Source organism: Cyanobium sp. CH-040 (genome assembly GCF_024346135.1).
Lineage (GTDB): Bacteria > Cyanobacteriota > Cyanobacteriia > PCC-6307 > Cyanobiaceae > NIES-981.
In genome coordinates this window covers 113,731-132,612 of record NZ_JAGQCJ010000006.1, presented here as the reverse complement: position 1 = coordinate 132,612, position 18,882 = coordinate 113,731, and the positions used below count along the sequence as shown (strand labels likewise).

General features: G+C 69.9%; 21 protein-coding genes. 9 read left to right on the top strand and 12 right to left on the bottom strand.

Going from position 1 to position 18,882, the window contains the following annotated elements:
* The first annotated feature begins 371 nt into the window (after positions 1-371).
* The gene (locus tag KBY90_RS07690; RefSeq protein ID WP_254967950.1) at positions 372-647 is read left to right on the top strand and encodes a hypothetical protein; all 276 of its coding nucleotides are present in this window, start codon (positions 372-374) and stop codon (positions 645-647) included.
* A 297-nt stretch (positions 648-944) separates the two neighbouring features.
* Here KBY90_RS07690 and KBY90_RS07685 read toward each other — a convergent pair whose 3' ends face one another.
* On the bottom strand, positions 945-1,181 hold the full coding sequence (locus tag KBY90_RS07685) for a chlorophyll a/b-binding protein (protein WP_254967948.1): 237 nt from the start codon (positions 1,179-1,181) through the stop codon (positions 945-947).
* Between the two features lie 121 nt (positions 1,182-1,302).
* The gene (locus KBY90_RS07680) at positions 1,303-1,446 is read right to left on the bottom strand and encodes a chlorophyll a/b-binding protein (RefSeq protein WP_254967947.1); all 144 of its coding nucleotides are present in this window, start codon (positions 1,444-1,446) and stop codon (positions 1,303-1,305) included.
* A 283-nt stretch (positions 1,447-1,729) separates the two neighbouring features.
* Here KBY90_RS07680 and KBY90_RS07675 point away from each other — a divergent pair, with 283 nt between their 5' ends.
* Entirely contained in the window at positions 1,730-2,296 is a 567-nt protein-coding gene (locus tag KBY90_RS07675; protein WP_254967946.1) for an OsmC family protein, read from the top strand.
* A gap of 44 nt (positions 2,297-2,340) precedes the next feature.
* On the opposite strand, the gene KBY90_RS07670 is transcribed toward KBY90_RS07675, so the two are convergent.
* Together KBY90_RS07670 and KBY90_RS07665 are read right to left on the bottom strand one after the other, a co-directional pair.
* Entirely contained in the window at positions 2,341-2,850 is a 510-nt protein-coding gene (locus KBY90_RS07670) for a hypothetical protein (protein WP_254967945.1), read from the bottom strand.
* 65 nt (positions 2,851-2,915) lie between these two features.
* A complete protein-coding gene (locus KBY90_RS07665) occupies positions 2,916-3,275 on the bottom strand; it encodes a 4a-hydroxytetrahydrobiopterin dehydratase (RefSeq protein WP_254967944.1) in 360 nt (119 codons plus the stop codon).
* 254 nt (positions 3,276-3,529) lie between these two features.
* Here KBY90_RS07665 and KBY90_RS07660 point away from each other — a divergent pair, with 254 nt between their 5' ends.
* The gene (locus KBY90_RS07660) at positions 3,530-3,775 is read left to right on the top strand and encodes a hypothetical protein (RefSeq protein ID WP_254967943.1); all 246 of its coding nucleotides are present in this window, start codon (positions 3,530-3,532) and stop codon (positions 3,773-3,775) included.
* A gap of 5 nt (positions 3,776-3,780) precedes the next feature.
* On the opposite strand, the gene KBY90_RS07655 is transcribed toward KBY90_RS07660, so the two are convergent.
* Together KBY90_RS07655 and KBY90_RS07650 are read right to left on the bottom strand one after the other, a co-directional pair.
* Entirely contained in the window at positions 3,781-4,101 is a 321-nt protein-coding gene (locus tag KBY90_RS07655; protein ID WP_254967942.1) for a thioredoxin family protein, read from the bottom strand.
* 55 nt (positions 4,102-4,156) lie between these two features.
* Positions 4,157-4,747 carry a hypothetical protein gene (locus tag KBY90_RS07650; RefSeq protein ID WP_254967941.1) on the bottom strand — a complete coding sequence of 197 codons (591 nt, stop codon included), beginning with the start codon at positions 4,745-4,747 and terminating at the stop codon, positions 4,157-4,159.
* A gap of 682 nt (positions 4,748-5,429) precedes the next feature.
* Between KBY90_RS07650 and KBY90_RS07645 the strand changes: the two genes are divergently transcribed.
* Positions 5,430-6,209: a sterol desaturase family protein gene (locus KBY90_RS07645; protein WP_254967940.1), complete on the top strand. Its 780-nt coding sequence runs from the start codon at positions 5,430-5,432 to the stop codon at positions 6,207-6,209.
* 20 nt (positions 6,210-6,229) lie between these two features.
* Here KBY90_RS07645 and KBY90_RS07640 read toward each other — a convergent pair whose 3' ends face one another.
* Entirely contained in the window at positions 6,230-6,595 is a 366-nt protein-coding gene (locus tag KBY90_RS07640) for an AbrB family transcriptional regulator (RefSeq protein WP_254967939.1), read from the bottom strand.
* 423 nt (positions 6,596-7,018) lie between these two features.
* On the opposite strand from KBY90_RS07640, the gene KBY90_RS07635 reads away from it, so the two are divergent.
* Both KBY90_RS07635 and KBY90_RS07630 read left to right on the top strand, forming a co-directional pair.
* Positions 7,019-7,726, top strand: a complete 708-nt coding sequence (locus tag KBY90_RS07635; protein ID WP_254967997.1) for a DUF4079 domain-containing protein — start codon at positions 7,019-7,021, stop codon at positions 7,724-7,726.
* Positions 7,727-7,794: 68 nt separating this feature from the next.
* A complete protein-coding gene (locus KBY90_RS07630) occupies positions 7,795-9,945 on the top strand; it encodes a glycosyltransferase (protein WP_254967938.1) in 2,151 nt (716 codons plus the stop codon).
* A gap of 53 nt (positions 9,946-9,998) precedes the next feature.
* Here KBY90_RS07630 and KBY90_RS07625 read toward each other — a convergent pair whose 3' ends face one another.
* A complete protein-coding gene (locus KBY90_RS07625; RefSeq protein WP_254967937.1) occupies positions 9,999-11,180 on the bottom strand; it encodes a methyltransferase domain-containing protein in 1,182 nt (393 codons plus the stop codon).
* 60 nt (positions 11,181-11,240) lie between these two features.
* A complete protein-coding gene (locus KBY90_RS07620; protein WP_254967936.1) occupies positions 11,241-13,445 on the bottom strand; it encodes an FAD-dependent oxidoreductase in 2,205 nt (734 codons plus the stop codon).
* A gap of 160 nt (positions 13,446-13,605) precedes the next feature.
* On the opposite strand from KBY90_RS07620, the gene KBY90_RS07615 reads away from it, so the two are divergent.
* Genes KBY90_RS07615 through KBY90_RS07605 form a run of 3 tightly spaced genes read left to right on the top strand, consistent with a single transcriptional unit; the run spans position 13,606 to position 16,591 of the window.
* Positions 13,606-14,355: a glycosyltransferase family 2 protein gene (locus KBY90_RS07615; protein WP_254967934.1), complete on the top strand. Its 750-nt coding sequence runs from the start codon at positions 13,606-13,608 to the stop codon at positions 14,353-14,355.
* The gene (locus KBY90_RS07610; protein WP_254967933.1) at positions 14,355-15,695 is read left to right on the top strand and encodes a hypothetical protein; all 1,341 of its coding nucleotides are present in this window, start codon (positions 14,355-14,357) and stop codon (positions 15,693-15,695) included. Before KBY90_RS07615 ends, KBY90_RS07610 begins: the two co-directional genes overlap by 1 nt.
* 29 nt (positions 15,696-15,724) lie before the next feature.
* Positions 15,725-16,591 carry a DUF547 domain-containing protein gene (locus KBY90_RS07605; RefSeq protein ID WP_254967932.1) on the top strand — a complete coding sequence of 289 codons (867 nt, stop codon included), beginning with the start codon at positions 15,725-15,727 and terminating at the stop codon, positions 16,589-16,591.
* On the opposite strand, the gene arsS is transcribed toward KBY90_RS07605, so the two are convergent.
* From arsS to KBY90_RS07590, 3 genes are read right to left on the bottom strand one after another with little or no spacing between them, the layout of a single operon-like run.
* Positions 16,572-17,579, bottom strand: a complete 1,008-nt coding sequence (gene arsS / locus KBY90_RS07600; RefSeq protein ID WP_254967930.1) for an arsenosugar biosynthesis radical SAM (seleno)protein ArsS — start codon at positions 17,577-17,579, stop codon at positions 16,572-16,574. The genes KBY90_RS07605 and arsS overlap by 20 nt on opposite strands.
* Complete coding sequence (locus KBY90_RS07595) at positions 17,536-18,279, bottom strand: anti-sigma factor (protein ID WP_254967929.1); 744 nt, start codon at positions 18,277-18,279, stop codon at positions 17,536-17,538. The genes arsS and KBY90_RS07595 overlap by 44 nt, the downstream gene beginning before the upstream one ends.
* Positions 18,266-18,874 (bottom strand): sigma-70 family RNA polymerase sigma factor, encoded by a 609-nt coding sequence (locus KBY90_RS07590; RefSeq protein ID WP_254967927.1) that lies wholly within the window; start codon positions 18,872-18,874, stop codon positions 18,266-18,268. The genes KBY90_RS07595 and KBY90_RS07590 overlap by 14 nt, the downstream gene beginning before the upstream one ends.
* Positions 18,875-18,882: the final 8 nt, after the last annotated feature.

The window sequence follows — 18,882 nt, the reverse complement described above, 5'->3', positions numbered from 1 at the left end:
TGCAATCCACTGGCTCACCTCGAGAACCCTTCCTGGCGGCGCGGTGACCATGAAAAAGGCGCCCCGTTGCGGGCGCCTTTGGGCCGGTTGCCGGGTTATGGACCTGCACCGCCCGGGTCGTGGCCTCTGATTCATGAATACATCCGCCGGAGCTGGGTGTCAGTGCGGCAAACCGACCGGCATTTCTGCCTGTCGCGGATCGGGAGGCAGCCTGCAGCCTGCAGGACCATGGAGGTTCCCCCAAGCTGCCACCGATGCTGGTCCCGAAAACCGGTTCCGCGCTCGTCCTCGCCGCCATGCTCGCTGCGGCCCCCGCTGCCCCGGCGGCTGAACGCCTGAACCAGATCCCTGCACCATTTCAGGGGCTGTGGATGGCAGAGCTGCGCCAGTGCCAGAGGGGGCCGAGCGACGAGTCGTGGCTGCGGATCGAGGCCGGCCGGCTGAGCTTCTACGAGAGCAGCGGGCCCGTACTCGCGGTGGTGGCCCGGGGCCGCGATGAGATCGCCGTGATCACGGAACTCTCCGGGGAGGGCAGCACCTGGCTGCAGCCGCTGCGCCTGCGGCTGGAGGGTACGGGTCAGCGGCTGGCCGTCGAGACGGTGGGGGTGGAGGGGGTCATGGGCCGGGTGCGCTGCCCGGGCCCTTAGGCATGGCGGGGGAGAACGGATGGAGCAGGCATCGCCAACAGAAAACCCCCGCCTGGCGCGGGGGTTCTCCGGAGCTGCCGTGGCGAAGGGACGGCGCTCATGCCGGCGTCGGTGGAACGCTGACGCCTGGTTTCCAGTGTGCAGAAGGAGCCCGTCGGGCGACCCCAGCCTTCACGAACGATCATGGCCTCGGCGGCCGGCCGGGCCCGGACGTGGTGGTGCTGCACGACTAGAACATGGAGCCCTGGAGGGGCGGCGCCTTCACCAGCCTTCCCACTCCCGCTGCCTGCGGGAGCGTCAGAAGCAGAAGGGCAGGAACTGGGTTCGGCAGGCGGCATAGCCGTCCACCAGCGGGCCGAGGCCGATCTGGTGGGCAATACCGAAGCCCGTGAGGCCCTCGACGATCACGCCGATCACGATGCCGAGCATGGCGGCGCGGCCGTTGAAGCGCTCAGCGCGCCTGAGCTGATCCATGTGGATCTGCTGGGTGGCGCGGTCCTGGAACCACTTGTCGTTGGCAGGGGTGTTGGTCATCGGGGTTCGTAGGGGGCGAGGTCGCTTGGGCGGGAGAGAACGAAGGCCACCATCCCGGTGAGCAGGATCACCAGGGCGGTGACGCCGGCGATGGCCGCGGTGTAGTCGGTGCTCATGGCGATCAACCCAGTCCGATCTGGGAGAGGATGCCCTGGCCGGTGAGCAGCTCGGTGGCCAGGCCGATCACGAAGCCGAGCATGGCCAGGCGGCCGTTCCAGGTTTCGGCGAAGGCGCTGAAGCCGAAGCGGGCGGAGGAGTCGGACACGTTTGTTAAGCGGTGTTAAGAGAACTGTAACAGTCTGTTGCGGCCGGGTGCGGCAGGGCCTGGAACAGCCGCTGAAGGGCGGCATGTCGCTGGTGCCGGGATGGCCGCGCTCTGCGCGTCGATGGGGCCGTGCGGCTGAGTGGTTCTGCTCATCTTTCACCGATCTGGCCCGAATGGCCCGCTCATGGCCGGTTTGCATCGTCCGCCGAGGCAGCCGGCGTCCTTGAGTGAAGACATCCCACAGGAGTGCTGCGGCATTCCGCGATCGCATGGAGTCAGGACCATGACCACCACAACCACCCCAACCAGCCGTCAGGTGAACGGCGTCGATCTCGACACCCTCATGGCGACGGTGCAGCAGATCAAGGACGATCCAGGGCTCGGTGCCTGCCGCTTCCGGGCCCGCAACGCCTGGCTCGGCGGTGCCCACAACCGCACCACCGTGACCGACTTCCACGGCGCCCGCCAGGACATCCCCCACCGCCAGACGTTCCTGCTGGACGCGGACGAGCCGGCGATCCTGGCCGGCAACGATGAGGGCGCCAACCCGGTGGAGCACCTGCTCCACGCCCTGGCCTCCTGCCTCACCACCAGCATGGTGGCCCATGCGGCGGTGCGGGGCATCGTCATCGAAGCCCTCGAATCGGAACTGGAGGGCGACATCGACCTGCGCGGCTTCCTCGGCCTGGCCCCCGAGGTGCCCAAGGGCTACACCGAGATCCGGGCCCGGTTCCGGGTGAAGGCCAGGCCCGAGGACCTGCCGCGCATCCGCGAGCTGGCGGCGTTCTCGCCGGTGTTCAACACGATCAGCAACGGCGCCCGCGTCGTGGTGGACGTGCAGGCCGGCTGAATCCCCAGGCCGGGGGCTCCAGCCCGGGGCTCCCGGCTGCCGCCTCAGGACCAGGGCATCTCGGCGAGGTCGCCGAGATGCGGCATCGCCACCCAGTGCATGCGCGGTCCGTCGTAGCTGAGGAAGCACTGGCGGTGCTCGGCCCGGCCCAGCTCGCCATCGCGTTCGTCATAGCCCGCCACCCACTCCAGCAGAAAGGGCAGCCGCGCGTTCTGCTCGGCGGCCGAGGCGTACTTGTGCGGTTCCCAGGGCCGCGAGCGGCAGTTCGCCAGGCAGACCTCGACCCCGGGATCCAGCCAGATCAGCCGCGGGTGGAACACCAGGGCGGCGCGCACCAGGCTGGCGTAGCAGCCCTCCACCACCCAGTGCTCGTGGCTGCGGCAGAAGCCCTCCACCTCGGCCCGGGCCCGTGCCGGTTCACGGGGCACCGCCACCTGGCCCGGCTCCCAGGCAACGGTGTCCAGATCGAGGCGCTCCGCCCTGGATCTCTCCGCCAGCCAGCGGGCCAGGGTGGTCTTGCCGGAGCCGGCATTGCCGAGAATCACCACCCGCATCGGCTGCGAGCACCAGGGCCGTGGCAGTGATTCTCAGGGATCGGGGGCTGTCCTGATCAGGACCCTCAGGTGCCCCGGACCTCACTGGACCCGATCGCATCGAACTTCGCCGCCAGCACCGCATCCGCCCGCGTCAGCCCATTCGCCTTGTGGGTGAAGACATCGACATCCACATAGCCCCACCCGACCCGGAAATCACCATGGTGCCCCTGCTCCTCGCAGATGGCACCAGCGCGGCTGAGCCAGTCCAGGGCGGTGCGGAAATCGGCGAACTCCAGGTGCTTGTGCAGGTGATGACCATCGATCACCTGCCATCCAGGCAGTTCGGCCTTCAACTCCGCCAGCTCCTCGGCATCCAGTGTGGGACCGCCATCACGGCAGGGGATGCAGGTTTCATCGCGCAAGGCCACCGCGTCGCTCTCCAATCCGATTGGCTTCATCCTGCAACTCAAGGAGGCTGACAGAAACCCCGGCACGGATTCTTTACAGTTGGTGTGCCTGCGCAAGCGTGACCAGGCGATGGGGCGAAGCCGGATCTCCCCGGGGTCAACTGGCCTCCATGATGGCTGTCCTGAGGTGAGGGCTGCTCAGGGGTCTTGGCAGCCACTCTCAGGCGGACTGGGGCTGAGCACTTGTGTTCACGACGCCCAGGCAACGATTCTCGTCACAACAGTCAATCATGAACTCCGAAAAAGGCTATCTTGTTCTCTGCACGTTGAGCTATGGTGATATTTATGGGCAGATTCTCATCTGGCTCCTCGGCGTCTTTCTGAGTCTCGGCGCCGGGCTTGCGCTGCTGGCGGCTTCCCATCCTGTGGCAGGCATTGGCGTGATCGTCCTGATCTTTGTGCTGTCTCTGCCCTTCCTCCTGTTTGCCTTCGTCACCACGCTGTTCAGCCACATCAGCCTCGTGGAACAGACTTAGGCGGATCAGTCTGCCTGGGAAGCCGTCGCCACGAGCGCCTCCAGGCGCGAGCGAAACAGGTCTTCCGGCAGACCGCCGGAGATGTCGCCGTGGATCGTGAAGTCGCCCTCCGGATCATCGACAAGAAGATAGGTGGGCAGCTTCAGCTCGCGCTTCAACGGATACTTCTGGAGCAGAATTCCTCGGTAGCGCCGGTAGATTTCAGGGGACGTGAGGTCAACGACCACATAGGCCACAGCCAGCTCTTCCGCGACCCTGGCATCGAAGGTGGCCATCGTCCGGCAGACCGGGCACTCCGGCGTGCTGTATTTCAGCAGGGTGAGCATGGGCCTGATCCGTCCCTCTGGTTCCGTTCTAGCGGTGAACCGCGAGTGGGCCCCCTCAGACCGGGGCAGCGGCCTCACCGCCAGGCCCCTCCACCCGGATCTCATGGTGGGTCTCGGCCAGTTCGAGCGCTCCGTCCCGCCAGGAGTAGATGGAGCGCGCCCGATAGCGGTCCTGATCGATCAGTCTGATGTGCTCAAGGATGTCCCATTCCTGGTAGTGGGACGCGAAGCCCATCTCGTGCTCATCCACCTGGCGGATGTGGCTGCGGGTCGGTGAGCCGCAGAGGTAGCCGCGGCTGCGCCGCAGTTGGTGCCCGAACAGATAGGCCTCCATCGTGCCCTCGGGGACGTAGCGGGGCTTGCGCTGGAAGAAGCCATGCTCCTCTTCGGGCCACCAGCTGAACCGGTAGGCCGACTCGCCCTCGGTGGGTTCATCGAAACTCTCCACGCGCAGCATCATGTCCACCCGCAGCACCTCCTCATCGGCGAAGAAGTAGAGCCGGCGCGAGCGCCAGAGGCCCAGATTGCGCGAGAACCAGCGCCGCAGGCTGTTGTCATGGCGGAGTGGTGTCGCCGGACCCGTGAGGGGCAGCGGCGTGGACCTGACCAGCAGCGGCACACGACCGGTGGGGACAGCCTCATTCATGGCGTGCAGGTCCTGGCGTGGAGGTAGATGGCATCGGGCTGGGACGGCATCCGATTCGCCGCATCCCCCATTCACCATCGATAGCCACCGGCGCGATGGATGGCAGCCCCGGCCGCCCGCTGGCGTCGGCCAGCGGGCTGGAAGCAGGCATAAACACCGATTGCGTTTCGATCCCGGCGGATGGAGCCTGTGGTCATCGGGATCAGGAGGCTCCAGTTGATGGACGACACCCCACCCCAGCAGGCCTCAGGAGCGAACTGACGTTCGGACCCTGCTCCAACAATCTCAAAGGATCCCTGGTTTCCCCGGCGTGTCACACAGTCGCCGTCCATTGCACCGCCCACGGCTCAGCCACCATTCACGGCCCAGCCACAGGTGCCCCGGACCGAACGGGAAACCCCGCTAGAGCCATGGCCCCAGGGCCATCGCCAGGCAGCTCCGCCCACAACTGAAGACCCTGCAGATCTGGCCATCAAGATCTGACGATCCCACCGATCGCAAAGGCAGCCATCCCAGGGGCCGACCCCGCTGATGACCTGTTGAGCGAAGCCAAGCCCGGGGCCCGCGCCCCGGGCTTTGTTCTGTCCACCGGCCCAACTACCCTGGGCCGAGACGGAACACGGACCGCGCCATCGCCATCGGATTCCTGGAGCCCCTGCCTGATGCCCTGCCGGCACTGGAGGTGATCGGGCGGTGGGGGGCCTGGCAATCCTTCGGTGCCGACAGCCTGGCGCTGTTCCTGATCATCCTTGCCCGCTATTTCCTGGCCGCCGGAGGCATCTGGTGGCTGCTGCGGGTGTGGCGTCCGGGCGCGGCAGCAACGGCCTCGGAGCAGCGCCGGCGCCGGATGCGCGCCGGCATCCTTCATGACATCCGCCTGTCGGTGCTCTCCGCCGGGGTGTTCGCCCTGGCCGCCGCTGCCGTGCTGTGGTTGCAGGCCCAGGGCCTCACCCGCCTCTACGCCAGGCCCGACAGCCACGGCTGGTGGTATCTCGGCGTGAGTTACCTCCTGGTGCTGATCCTGCAGGACGGCGTGTTCTACGCCACCCACCGCCTGTTTCATCACCCGGCGCTCTACCCCTGGTTTCATCAGGGTCATCACCGCTCGCACCGGCCCACACCCTGGACCTCCTTCGCCTTCGACCCACCGGAGGCCGTGGTGCAGGCAGGGTTTCTGGTGGTGGTGGTGATGCTCATCCCCCTGCACCTGATCACCCTGCTGGCCGTGCTGAGCACGATGACCGTGTGGGCGATCGTGAACCACCTCGACCTCGACTGCCTGCCCCGGCGCTTTCCCCACCACCTGCTGGGCCGGTGGGTGATCGGACCGGCTCACCACTCCCTGCACCACCGGCGGCCGGCGCTGCACCTCGGCCTCTACTTCACCTTCTGGGATCGGCTGTGCGGCACGGAAGACGGCAGCTACGCAGCGGGGCTGGCCAGGCCAGCCGCCACCACCTGAGGCCGCACCGCCGGTGCGGATCACTCCTCCTCGTCGGACGCGCCGATGGGAATCAGCTTGATCTGCTTGCGGCCGAGCTTGATCTCGAACTCATCACCGGGCTCCAGGCCCAGCTGGGCGGTGTAAGCCTTGCCGACGAGCAGGTTGCCGTTGAACTGCACCTTGGTGACGTAGCTGAGCTTGCGGCCGGCCTTGCCGCGACCCTGGCCCGTCTCGCCGAGGCTCACACCCTTGGCCTCCAGCAGGGCCTCATAGAAAGCGGTGAAGTTCAGCCGCTCGGTGCCGTCCTTCTTGGTGCTCACGTAGCCGCACTCGCGCACGAGTTCGGACTTGCTGGCATCGCCGAGTTCCTTGACCTTGGCGAGCAGTTCGGAGCCAGTGAGCATGTGGAGTTGTGCATCAGCCCTCAACCTACCGCATAGCCAGCACCGGGCAATCAACATCTGGTGAGGAATCTCTTGCGGCCCAGCTCATGGAGGGTTTGGTCTCAGGTTCGCGGCCAAGGATGCCGCCGTGTTGTTTCGTCGTGGGGTTCCCATCTCGACGTCCGCCCGCATGGCTATCGCGCCCGGGGGAGGAACGGGGCGGCGACGCGGTGCGGCGACGCGGTGTGGCAACGCGGTGCGGCAACGCGCTGCCTACGGTGAAATCCGATCTCGCCCGCCGCCGGTATCCGCACTGACCGGCCCTGCCCGGACACCCTTCACCGACCGGACATCCTCCGCCGTCCTTCCGCCATGGCGTATTCATCAGCGCTCAGCATCGCGATGCTGCCGGCCTTCGGCATTCCCCCGGCCGGCGTGGTGGCTCTGCAGACCGTCGACTGGTTCTGGCTGATCCATCCGGCGGCGGCCGTGGTGATCGTCTACCCCCTGCTCGGCATGGTGCTGCGGCTGGGCCTGCAGGCCCGTGCCCGGCGGCTGGGGCAGACGAAGCTGCCGGTGACCTCGGGCCGGGATCACGCCGACCTGGGCCGTTGGCTCACTGCGGCGGTGGTGGCCGCCGTGCTGGTGGCCCTGGTGGTGGTGATCCTCAGCAAGGTGCTGCTGGGCGACGGCCCGATCGACCTGGCGCGGATGGCGCTGCTGGCGCTGGTCACCGCCGGCACGGCCGTGAGCTTCAGCTGCCTCTGGCTGGTGAAGCGCGCCGTCTACCGCGGCAGCTTCGCGCTGCTCTGCTGGATCGGTCTGATCGGTCTGGGCCTGCAGCCGGAGGTGTGGCGGCTGGGCGACAACCCCTTCCAGCCTGCCTTCTGGCAGTCGCATTTCTGGGGCGGCATCGGCCTCTGCGGCCTGATGCTGTTCTCGATGGCGGCCAAGCCGGAAACCCAGCGCAGCCTGCGCTGGCGCCGGCTGCATCTCTCCGCCAACGTCCTCGCCGCGCTGGTGTTCCTGGCCCAGGGCATCAGTGGCCCGCGCGATCTGCTGGAAATCCCCCTGCACTGGCAGAAACCGGCGATCTACGCCTGTGATTTCGGGGCCCGGCAGTGCCCGGCGGCCGCCCCGGCCCAACCCTGAACGCTCAGGAGATCGTGATGCTGAGCACCGTTCCCCAGGCCATGCCTGGGCGTCATCCGAGCGCGGGCATGGCCTCGCCGCTCCGGTGCGGAGCCTGGGCCCTGGCCGTGCTGCCTTTGGCGGCCGTCGGCATGGCCGCTGGCCTCTCGCCTGACGACGGGATTCTGGAGGTGGTGCCCGCCCTGCTGGTGGGCGTGTGGGCCTGGCTGCTGCGCCGCCGGCCGCAGGCCGCCCGGACGGTCGGGACACGCCGGAGCGCGATCGCCATGGTCACCCTGCTCAGCGGGCACTATCTGGCGTGGCGGGTCGGCGCCACGCTCAACCTCACCAGTTCCAGCGCCGCCGCCCTGAGCCTGCTGCTGCTGGCCGCGGAGTTCAGCCTGCTGGGCCATGGACTGCTGCAGCTCTGGCTGGCCTGGTTTCGGGAGCCCCCCGTCGCCGCGGAGGCCGACCAGGCCGCGCGTCAGCTCGAGCAGCGGATCGTCTGGGATCCCCGGCGCCTGCTGGCAGTGGATGCGTTGGTGCCCACCCGTGGCGAACCGCTGGAGCTGGTGGAGCGGTCCCTGCGGGCCTGCCTGGCTCTGGATTACCCGCGCGTGAAGGTGTGGCTGCTCGACGATGCCGCACGGCCCGAGCTGGCTGAACTGTGCCGGCGGCTGGGTTGCCGTTATCTCGCCCGGTCGGAGTGTCGCCATGCGAAGGCGGGCAATCTCAACCACGCCCTGCCCCATCTGCAGGGGGATCTGCTGCTGGTGCTCGATGCCGATGTGATGCCCCAGCGCCATCTCCTGCGGCGAACGGTGGGCCTGTTCGACGATCCGCGGGTGGGCCTGGTGCAGACACCCCAGAGCTACATGAACGCCGATCCGGTGATCCGCAATCTGGGCCTGGAGCGCTGGCTGATGCCGGATGAGGAACTCTTCTACCGCTGGATCGAACCCACCCGGCAGGGGGTGGGCGCGGTGGTGTGCGCCGGCACCTCCTTTCTGATGCGCCGCGCGGCGCTGGAGCAGGTGGGCGGCTTCGAGACCGCCACGTCGTCGGAGGACCTGGCCACCGGCATCCGGGTGACGGCCGCCGGCTACCGCGCGCTGTACCTCAACGAGAAGCTCAGCGCCGGCCTGGCCCCCCCCAGCCTGGAGGCGATGGCCCGCCAGCGCTGCCGCTGGGCGAGCGGCACCCTGCAGACCCTGCGCACCACGGCCAGCCCGCTGCGCATCGCCGGACTCAACCCCCTGCAGAGGCTGGCCTTCCTCGAGGGCATCCTGCACTGGCTGAACGTGATTCCGCAGCTGGTGCTGCTGCTGATGCCGCTGAGCTACGGCCTGCTGGGGGTGTCTCCCCTGCTGCTGCGTGATCAGGGGGCTCTCACCGTGGCCCTGCCGCTGCTGCTGGCCCAGCTGCTGCTGGTGCGGTGGTTCAGCCAGGGCTCCCGCTCGGCGCTGATGCCCGAGCTGTACCGCTGGGTGTTCCTGGTGCCGCTGCTGCTGGCCGTTCTCAGCACCGTGCGGGGACGCCCGAGGGCGTTTCAGGTGACGCCCAAAGCGGCGACGGCGGGCCGCCCGCGACCTGCCCTCTCGCTGCTGCTGCCCCTGGTGATGCTGCTGGGCCTGCAACTGCTCAATCTGGCCCTGCTGTTGCGCGGCCCGAACCCGCTGCTGCCGCTGTTGTGGAGCGCAATAGCCGTGCTCAGCCTGATGGCCGCCCTGCGGGCCTGCTGGGATCGTTCCCCCGCCGATGCCGCGGTGTGGTTCCGCCCGGAGGCTGTGGGGGTGGAGCTGCAGCAGGGCGCCAGGCGCTGGCCCGCCAGGCTCACGGCCATCAGCGAGGGTGGTGTGGAGGTGAGCTGGCCTGAGGCAGCCCAGGCCGGCGATGGACTGGAGCACGACCGGCCGCTGCGGATCCACTCGGCCTGCCTGGGCCCTCGGCCGCTGACGCTGCGGCCCGAGCAGGTGAGCCGCTGGCGCGGACGGGTGCAGCTCGGTGGGGTGTGGCTCTGGCGAAACCAGGGTGAATGCCTCCAGCTCCAGGCCCGGCTCTACCGGCAGCCGGGTGCCTGGCCGCTGCGTCAGGCGCCGCCGGACCTGCTCGCCATCCCGGCCCTGCTCAAGCGCCTGGTGCGGTCGCCGCGGCCCGAGCGATGGTTCGACCGCAGCACCCTGCCCATCCGGCTGGAGTGCCGGCCCTGCAGGGCCGTACTGCCGGTGCTGGTGGACTGAGGACGCAGTCCTCGAGGCCATCCGGTTGGCCGGGTCCAGGCGTTCGCTGAGCTTCAGCAGCAGGAGCCAGTCGTGGCGGAGGTGGTTGCGGAGGTGGTTACGGAGGTGGCTGCTGGGCTCGGTGTGGCGGCCCCGTCGAAGGGGATGGTGGTGCCGCAGCCCTCGAACAGGCCGTAGTGGCGGCTGAAATCGCCGATGAACTCAAAATGCGGTGCCAGCCGGCTCTCGGCCAGCATCCGAAACGTGTTGCCGCACACCGGAAACACCTTGCCGGCCTCGATCCAGTGGTGCTTGTCGAAGGGCAGGGCGTGGGGGTGCCCGGCGATCGTGCCGCGGTAGATCACCGCCTGGCCGTGGTCCTCGCAGGCGTCCTCCAGCTCGGGGATGGAGAACAGCCGGTAGGTGGCGGAGAAGAAGCGGATCGCGCCGGTGCGGGCGGCGAGTTCCGGGTCGGTGATCTCCAGGGGCCGGTCGCTCACCAGGCGGGGATCGGCGAAGCCGGCCCGGCGGGACAGGCGCAGGAAGTCGTTCCAATAGAGGGCACCGCTGAGGCATTCGCCGTAGAGCACCGGATCGTGGCGCAGGGCCTCGGGCACCCGCCGGTCGGCATAGACGTCGGCGAAATAGAACTCGCCGCCGCTCCTGAGCAGGCGCCGCACCCCCTTGAGCACGGCCAGCTTGTCGGCCGAGAGGTTCACCACGCAGTTGGAGATCACCAGATCGAAGCTGCCGGGCTCCAGCGGCAGATCCTCGAGCTGCTCGATGCGGCCCTCCAGGAACGTCACGTTGGCGAAGCCGAACTGGTCGGCGTGGTGGCGCTGGTGCCGCCGGGCCACCGCCAGCTGCTCGGGCGTCATGTCGACGCCCACCACCGCGCCGCTAGGTCCCACCAGCTGGGCCAGCAGGACCACATCACGGCCGCTGCCGCAGCCCAGATCCAGCACCCGCAGGCCCTCCAGCAGCGGCGGCACCACCAGCCCGCAGCCGTAGTAGCGCGACAGCACCTCGGGATGGATGCGGGCCAGCAGCGGACGCAGGGCCGCCGGCACGCTGCTGGCGTCACAGCAGGCGTCGGTGCGCAGGTCGGCGCTGCTGCTGAGGGTGGCGCCGTAGTACTCCTGCACGCCGCGGCTGACGTCGGTGCGGTTGGTGTCAGGGGTATCAGGGGTGCTTGTGGCCGTCGGGCTGCAGCAACTGGTGTCGGTGGAGGTGGTGATCTTGGTGCTGCTGGTCATGGGTGTTGGAGGAACGTGGTAGGCGAACGGCCTGCTGGCGACGATGCTGGCGCGGGGGGCTCAGCCGCGTCGCCGCCAGGCGTGGTAGCGGCGCAGCCAGGGCATCAGGTGGTGGGGCACGCGCTGCTTCTTCCAGACGCCGGCGGCGTATTTGTTGGCCTCCGCTAAGGTGGGGTAGGCGTGAATCGTGGCGAAGATCCTGCCCAACCCAAGGCCCCACTTCATCGCCAGCACGATCTCGGCCAGCAGCTCGCCGGCGTGCTCGCCCACGATCGTGGCGCCCAGGATGCGGTCGCCGCCGGGCTGGGTGAGCACCTTCACGAAACCCTGCTCGGCGCTTTCCACGATGGCGCGATCCAGGTCGTGCAGGGGGAACCGTGTCACGTCCACCGCCACCCCCTGCGCCCTGGCCTCGGCTTCGGTGAGCCCCACGGTGGCCACCTGCGGTTCGGTGAAGGTGGTGCGGGGAATCACGCGGTCGTCGACCTTGAAGGCGCGCAGGTTGCCGAACAGGGCATTCACTGCCGCATACCAGGCCTGGTGGGCGGCGGTGTGGATGAACTGGAACGGTCCGGCCACATCGCCGGCGGCGTAGATGTTCGGGTAGTTGGTCTGCAGGAAGGCGTTGGTGGTGACCGTGGCGCCGGTGGGGATGCCCAGCTCCTCGAGGCCGTAGCCCGTGAGCCGGGCGCGGCGGCCGAGGGCGCAGAGCACGGCATCGCAAGCAATGGCCCGCTCCTGCTCCCCCTGCCGCACCCGCACCGTCACCGCCCCCTGGGGGCCGGACTCCCGCTCGAAGCCGAGCACCGTTGCCCCCATCAGCAGGGTCACGCCGTCGGCCTCCAGGGCCCGCTGCACCTCGGCGGCCGCGTCGGCGTCCTCCTTCTTGAGCAGGCGTTCGCTGCGCTGGATCTGGGTGATCGGCAGGCCCAGCTGGGCGAGGGCCTGGGCCAGTTCGCAGCCGATCGGCCCGCCCCCCAGCACCGCCAGCCGGGGCCGCTCCAGGGCGCAGCTGCCCAGCCAGCTCCATACGGTTTCGCTGGTGAGCAGGGGCACGGCATCGATCCCCGGCCAGTCGGGCACCACCGGCTCGGCGCCGGTGGCGAGCACGATCGAGGGCGCCGTGAGCTTCCGCTCCTGCCCCTCGGGGTCTTGGATCGCCACGGTCCAGGGATCGAGCAGGCGGGCCTGGCCGCGCAGCACCTCCACCCCCAGGCCCTCGTAGCGCTCGACGCTGTCGTGGGGCGCGATCGCCTCCACCTTGGCGGCCACCCGCGCGAACACCTGGCGCACGCTGAGGCGCGGCTCCACCGGCTCGAGGCCGTAGCGGTCGGCCCGGCGCATGCGGGCCGCCAGCCGCGCCGAGCTGATTAGGGCCTTGCTGGGCACGCAGCCGGTGTTGAGGCAGTCGCCGCCCATCGCGGCGCGCTCCACCAGCGTCACCCGCGCCTTCACCGTGGCAGCGATGTACGAGGTCACCAGCCCCGCCGCGCCGGCGCCGATCACGATCAGGTTGCGGTCGAACCGTCGGGGCCGCCGCCAGGGTCGGTAGAGCCGCCAGGTCTGCCAGCGGCGCGTGGCCGCCTTCGCCAGCCAGGGGAACAGGGCCAGCAGCAGCAGCGAGCCCAGCAGCGGCGGGCTGAGGATGCCACCCAGGCCGCGCAGCTGGGCCAGCTGGGTGCCGGCGTTCACATACACCAGCGTGCCGGGCAGCATGCCGAGCTGGCTGGTGAGGTAGAAGCTGGCGGCGCGCATCGGCGTGAGCGCCATCAGCAGGTTCACCAGAAAGAAGGGGAACACCGGTGCCAGCCGCAGGCTGAGCAGATAGAGCACCCCGTCGCGCGCCACGCCCGCCTCGATCGGCGCCAACTGGCGGCCGAAGCGGCGCCGCACCAGATCGCGCAGCAGGGTGCGGGCCACCAGGAAGGCCAGCAGGGCGCCCAGGCTGGAGGCGAACGACACCAGCAGCGTGCCCAGCCCCAGTCCGAAGATCGCCCCGCCGGCCAGGGTGAGCACCGCGGCCCCCGGCAGCGACAGGGCCGTGACCAGCACGTAGATCGCCATGTAGGCGGCAGCCACCGGCAGGGGCGATTGCGCCCGCCGCTCCAGCAGGGCGCTGTGGGCGCGCTGAAGCCCCTCCAGGGTGAGCTGGCGGTGCAGGCCCAACCCGAAGAACAGGGCCACCACCAGGGTGATGGCGGCGATGAGCAGCAGCTGACGCCAGCGGGCGGGCCGGCCGGTAGGTTCAGACAGGGGTGAGGCCATGCAACAGGGTCGTTCCCGCTGGTACCCGTGAAGCCTCGCCACGGATTCCCTGCCGGCGAGCTGAAAACCAGCAGCCTTGCTGGCGGGTATTGCCATCACTCGCGATCGTCATCTGGCGCCCTTCCGGCACTGGCAATCCGCGCGCAACTCGCGATCGGCCATGACCACGGATCACTCGCAACCGGATCACCCTCCGGGAGGCGCCACCCTGGCCCTGCTGGACAGCATTCAGGTGGTGATCCCGGTGCGGGATGAGGAACACACCCTCGCCCATGTGATCGATCAGCTGCAGGGCCAGGGCCTGCGCCGCATCCGGGTGGTGGACAACGGCAGCAGCGACCGCAGTGCCGCCATCGCCCGGCGGCTGGGGGCGGAGGTGCTCAGCGAACCGCGCCCCGGCTACGGGCGGGCCTGCTGGCGGGGCTGCAGCAACCTCGATCCGGCGGTGCGCTGGCTGCTGTTCTGCGATGGCGACGGCGGCGATCCGCTCGAGCAGCTGCCCCGCTTCCTGGAAGTGCTCGGCGACCACGACCTGCTGCTGGGCGACCGCACCGCCACCGCTGCCGGACGGGCGGCGCTGACACCTCTGCAGCGCTGGGGAAACCGGCTGGCCACAGGGCTGATCGCCCTGGGCTGGGGATTCCGCTACCGCGATCTGGGGCCCCTGCGGCTGGTGCGCCGGGCGGCCTTCGAGGCCATGGGGATGCGCGACCGCGGCTACGGCTGGACCCTGGAGATGCAGGTGCGCGCGATCGAGCTGGGGCTGCGCATCCGCGAGATTCCCGTCGCCCACCGCCCGCGCCTGGGCGGTGATTCGAAGATCTCCGGTCGCTGGGGCGCCAGCGTGCGGGCCGGGAGCGTGATCCTCACCACCCTCGGCCGGTTGTGGCTGCGGCAATGGCGCGGATGATGCACGAGCCCGTTCAACGGCAACCTCCTGCCCGGTCGTGCTGGCGCCGGGCGGCGGCTGGCCTGCGGCCGGCGGTCAGCGCCCTGCTGCTGATCGGCGGGGCGGTGCTGATGGCTCCCCACGGCGATCTGTTCGACCCTGCCCAGCTGCTGCCGTTCTGGGGGGCGGCGGCGGTGATGGGGCTGGGCTTCGCCCTCTCCTGGACCCTGCCCGCCATCCCCCGGGGCCTGTTCTGGGCCGTGGCGGTGCCGGCGCGGCTGGCGCTGCTGCCCATGGATCCCGGCGATGACATCTGGCGCTACCTCTGGGAGGGAGGCATCCAGCTGCAGGGGTTCAGCCCCTATCACCTGCCCCCCGATGCCCCGGCCCTGGAGGCGCTGCGCACGCCCTGGTGGATGCAGATCAACCATCCGGGCACCACGGCGATCTACCCGCCCCTGGCCCAGCTGCTCTTCCGGCTGCATGCCGCCGTCGCCCAGCAGGTGCTGCTGTTCAAGGCGTCCTTCCTGGTTGCCGACCTGGGCATCTGCGCTCTGCTCGCCGCCCGCTTCGGCGCGACCCGCGCGGCCCTCCATGGCTGGAATCCGCTGGTGATCTACGGCATCAGCGGCGGCGGCCACTACGACAGCTGGTTCCTGCTGCCGCTGGTGGCGGGCTGGCTGCTGGCCGAGCGCGACCCCCCGCCCCGGGGCGCCCGGATCCAGGCCTGCATCGACCTGCTGCTGGGCCTGAGCGTGGCCCTGAAGTGGATCACCCTGCCGCTGCTGGCGCATCGCGCCTGGAACCGCTGGCGGCAGTTGCAGCGGGCCGGGCCCGTGCTCAGCACCATGCTGCTGGGGCTGGCGCCGCTGCTGCTGGGGGCCCTGGCCTTCTGCCGTGGGCCGGCCTGCCCGCTGCTGCCCACCGGCTCCTCATTCATGCGCTACGGCCGCAGCGCCGAGTGGCTGCCCCACTGGATCGGCCAGCTCTGGCCCTGGACCCTGCGGATCAACGCCGTGCACGGGTTGCTGCTGCTGCTGGTGCTGGTGGTGCTGCTGGCCACCACCGTGCGGCTGGGGGTGTTCGCCTGGCGCTATCTGCTGGCGATGCTGCTGCTCTCGCCGGTGGTGCACGGCTGGTACTTCATCTGGCTGATGCCCTTCGCCGTGCCCAGCCAGAACTGGGGGGCGCGGCTGGTGAGCCTCTCGGCCTTCGTGTACTTCGTGCTCCCTTCACGGCTGCCGGACTGGCAGCTCACCACCGCCGAGCGCCTGCTGCTGTGGCTGCCGCTGCTGCTGGGGTTGCTGCTGAGCGGCGTGCTGCAGCGCCGGGCGCGAACCGATCCGGCGGTTCAGCGGTAAACCCCGCATCCGCCACCGGCCCTCACCCCATGCTCCCTGCCCGCCACCGTTCCCTGCTGGTCCTGATCTGCGGCGTGCTGCTGCTCGGCGCCGCGGGCTGCAACCGCGGTCCGGAGGCCTTACTGGCCCGCATCACCAGCGCCACCCCGGCGGCGACCCAGGCCCCACAGCCACCCCTGGATCCAGCCGATTTCAACGCCGTGCTGGAGCGGGTGGTGGATGACGGTGGCATGGTCGACTACGAAGCCCTGCAGCGCGACCCGGCCCGGCTCGATCGCTACCTCCAGACTCTCGCCGACCTCCCCCCCGAACGCTTCGCCTCCTGGTCCGAGGCCGAGCAGATCGCCCTGCTGATCAACGCCTACAACGCCCTCACCCTGCGCTCGATCATCGATCACGATCCGATCCGGCCGAGCATCAAGGCCATTCCCGGGGTATGGAAACTGCGCCGCCACCCGCTGATGGGCCAGCGCCTCACCCTCGATGGGATCGAGCACCAGATCCTGCGCAAGGAGTACAACGAGCCCCGCATCCACGCGGCCCTGGTGTGTGCCGCCATCAGCTGCCCGCCGCTGCGCCGCGAGGCCTACACGGGCGCGGAGCTGGAGCGGCAGCTGGAGGACCAGACCAAGCGCTGGCTGGCCAGCCCCGTGGGTCTGCGGATCGACCCGGCCGCCGGAGAGGTGGCCATCTCCCAGATCTTCCAGTGGTTCGGCGAGGACTGGCCGCGGGCCAACCCCGATGCCACCCCCGTGCCGGGCCACGAAAAGGACAGCGCCGTGCTGCAGTTCATCGCTCGCCACCGCCCCGCCGGGGAGAGGCAGCTGCTGCTGGGGGGCGGGTACCGCCTCAGTTACCTCCCCTACAACTGGGATCTCAACCGCCAGAGCCGCTGAGCGCGCCGCCGCAGCTGGAGCCGGCACCGGCGGTGCAGCCGAAACAGTGTTCGGCCACGGCGATCGGCTCCTCCGTGGGGTCGTGCTCCAGCAGCTCCCGCAGGTGGCGCCAGGGACCGGGCATCGGCAGCGCGAGCATCTGGTTGAAGTCGCAGTCGTAGAGCAAGCCCCGCCAGTCCACGCTGATGGTGGAGCGGCACATCACCTGATCCAGGTTGGCGGGGTTGTGGCTGGCGCGCAGCAGCTCCATGTAGCTCTCCAGCCGGCCCTGCTGGCGCAGCACGGCCGCGAACCGCTGGATGGGCATGTTGGTGATCGTGTACAGCCGGTTGAAGCGGATGCCGAAGTGGGCGGCCAGCTCGCGGCGGTAGTCGGCCTCCAGCGCCGCCTGGGGCGGCGGCAGGCTCGGGCCCTGGGGGTTGTACACCAGATCCAGCTCCAGGCCTGAGCCCTCGGCCCCGTAGCCGAGGGCGTTGAGGCGGCGCAGACCGGCGATGCTGCGGGCGAACACGCCGTCGCCGCGCTGCTGGTCGACGTTGGCGGCGCTGTAGCAGGGCAGCGAGGCCACCACGGTCACGCCCTGATCTGCGAGGAAGTCGGCCAGGTCCTCCTGGCCCGGTTCGCTGAGGATGGTGAGGTTGCAGCGGTCGATCACGGTCACCCCCAGCTGTCGCGCCGCGACCACGAGCTCACGGAAGCCGGGATGCAGCTCCGGGGCCCCGCCGGTGACATCGAGCGTGCCCATCCCACGCGCCCGCAGCACGGCAGGCACCAGGGCGAGGGTGGCCGCGTCCATCATCTCGGTGCGGCTGGGGCCAGCGTTCACGTGGCAGTGGCTGCAGCTCTGGTTGCAGCGGTAGCCCAGGTTCACCTGCAGGGTGGCGGGCCGGCCACGGCGCAGGGCCGGGAACGCCGCCGGGGCGGGCTCCGAACCGCCGCTGGGTTCACACGCTGGTGAGCAGCTGGGCGCCGGAAGGTTCGCTGTCATCGGGGCGGAGGGGCTCGAGGGTGATGGTGAGGCTCTCGGCCTCGCTGGAGGGCTGGGTGGGGATCGGCATCGCCACGCTGCCGTCGGCATCGGGCACGAAGCGCACACAGCCCTTCGTTCTGCCGTTCACGTTCGCCCACAGGCGGTAGACATGGGTGGGCGGCGCCGGCGGCAGCCCGCGCACCAGCAGCAGGTTGTGATCCTGGCCCGGGTTCACCACCACTTCGCCGGAGATTCCGGCATGTCCTGCGGTGCCGCGCAGCGCCAGGGTGCGGCTGGTTGTCGCCGGCGGGGGAGCCTGCCGCAGGCTGGCCATCTCCCCGCGCAGCAGCACCACCTGGATGCCCAGCGCCACCAGGGCGCAGGCCATCGCGGCCATGCCGAGCTGGGCGGGCCGCAGCGGCCGGCGCCGCGTCTGCTCCTCGGCCTGCGGCTGGCGGCGGCTCTGTTCGGTGCGCAGCAACCGCCGGCGCAGCCGGGCGGGCGGGGGCGCGGCATCGGGCAGGGCCATCGGCAGCAGCTCCAGGGTGAGCCGCAGTTCATCGAGCTGGCGCTGCAGCCGAGGGTCGCCGGCGAGGGCCTCCCGCAGTTGCCGCCGCTCGTCTTCATCGAGGTCGCCGAGCACGTGGCCGGCCAGCAGTTCATCGATGCGGGGATCCGGTCGGTTGGGTTCGGGGCGGTGGGGATCAGGGGCGGCCATGGCGATCGGCGGGAGAGGGGGAGATGGCGAGGGCTTCGAGGGAGCTGGAGGCGAAATCCAGCAGCTGGCCGCGCAGGGCCAGCAGGCCCTGGCGGGAGCGGGTCTTCACGGTGCCCAGGGGGATCTGCAGGTGTTCGGCGATCGCCGACTGGCTCATGCCCTCGTAGTAGGCCAGTTCCAGCACCTGGCGCTGGTTGGGGTGGATGCCGGCCAGGGCGCTGCGCATGCGCTCGGCCAGATCGCCCAGCTCGGCCCAGTCGTGGGCGCTGCGGGCAGGGCCGCCCAGCAGCTGGGTCGACCAGCGCTGCAGCAGCTGCCAGCGGTTGCGCTGCTGGCTGAGGCGGTTGATCGCCATCGAGCGGGTGAGCAGCAGCAGGTAGGCGAGCACCGGCCCGCGGCTGGCGTCGTAGCGCCCCTGGCGCCAGTAGCGCAGGAACACGTCCTGCACCAGATCCTCCGCTGCGGCGCTGTCGCGGCAGAGCCGCAGCGCCAGGCGGTAGACGGCGGGGCTGTAGGCGTCATAGAGGCCGGCCAGATCGTCGGGCTGTGGCGGCGGGTCCGGATCGGCGGCGGCCATGGCTGAGTGGGGAACCATGCCGGGGA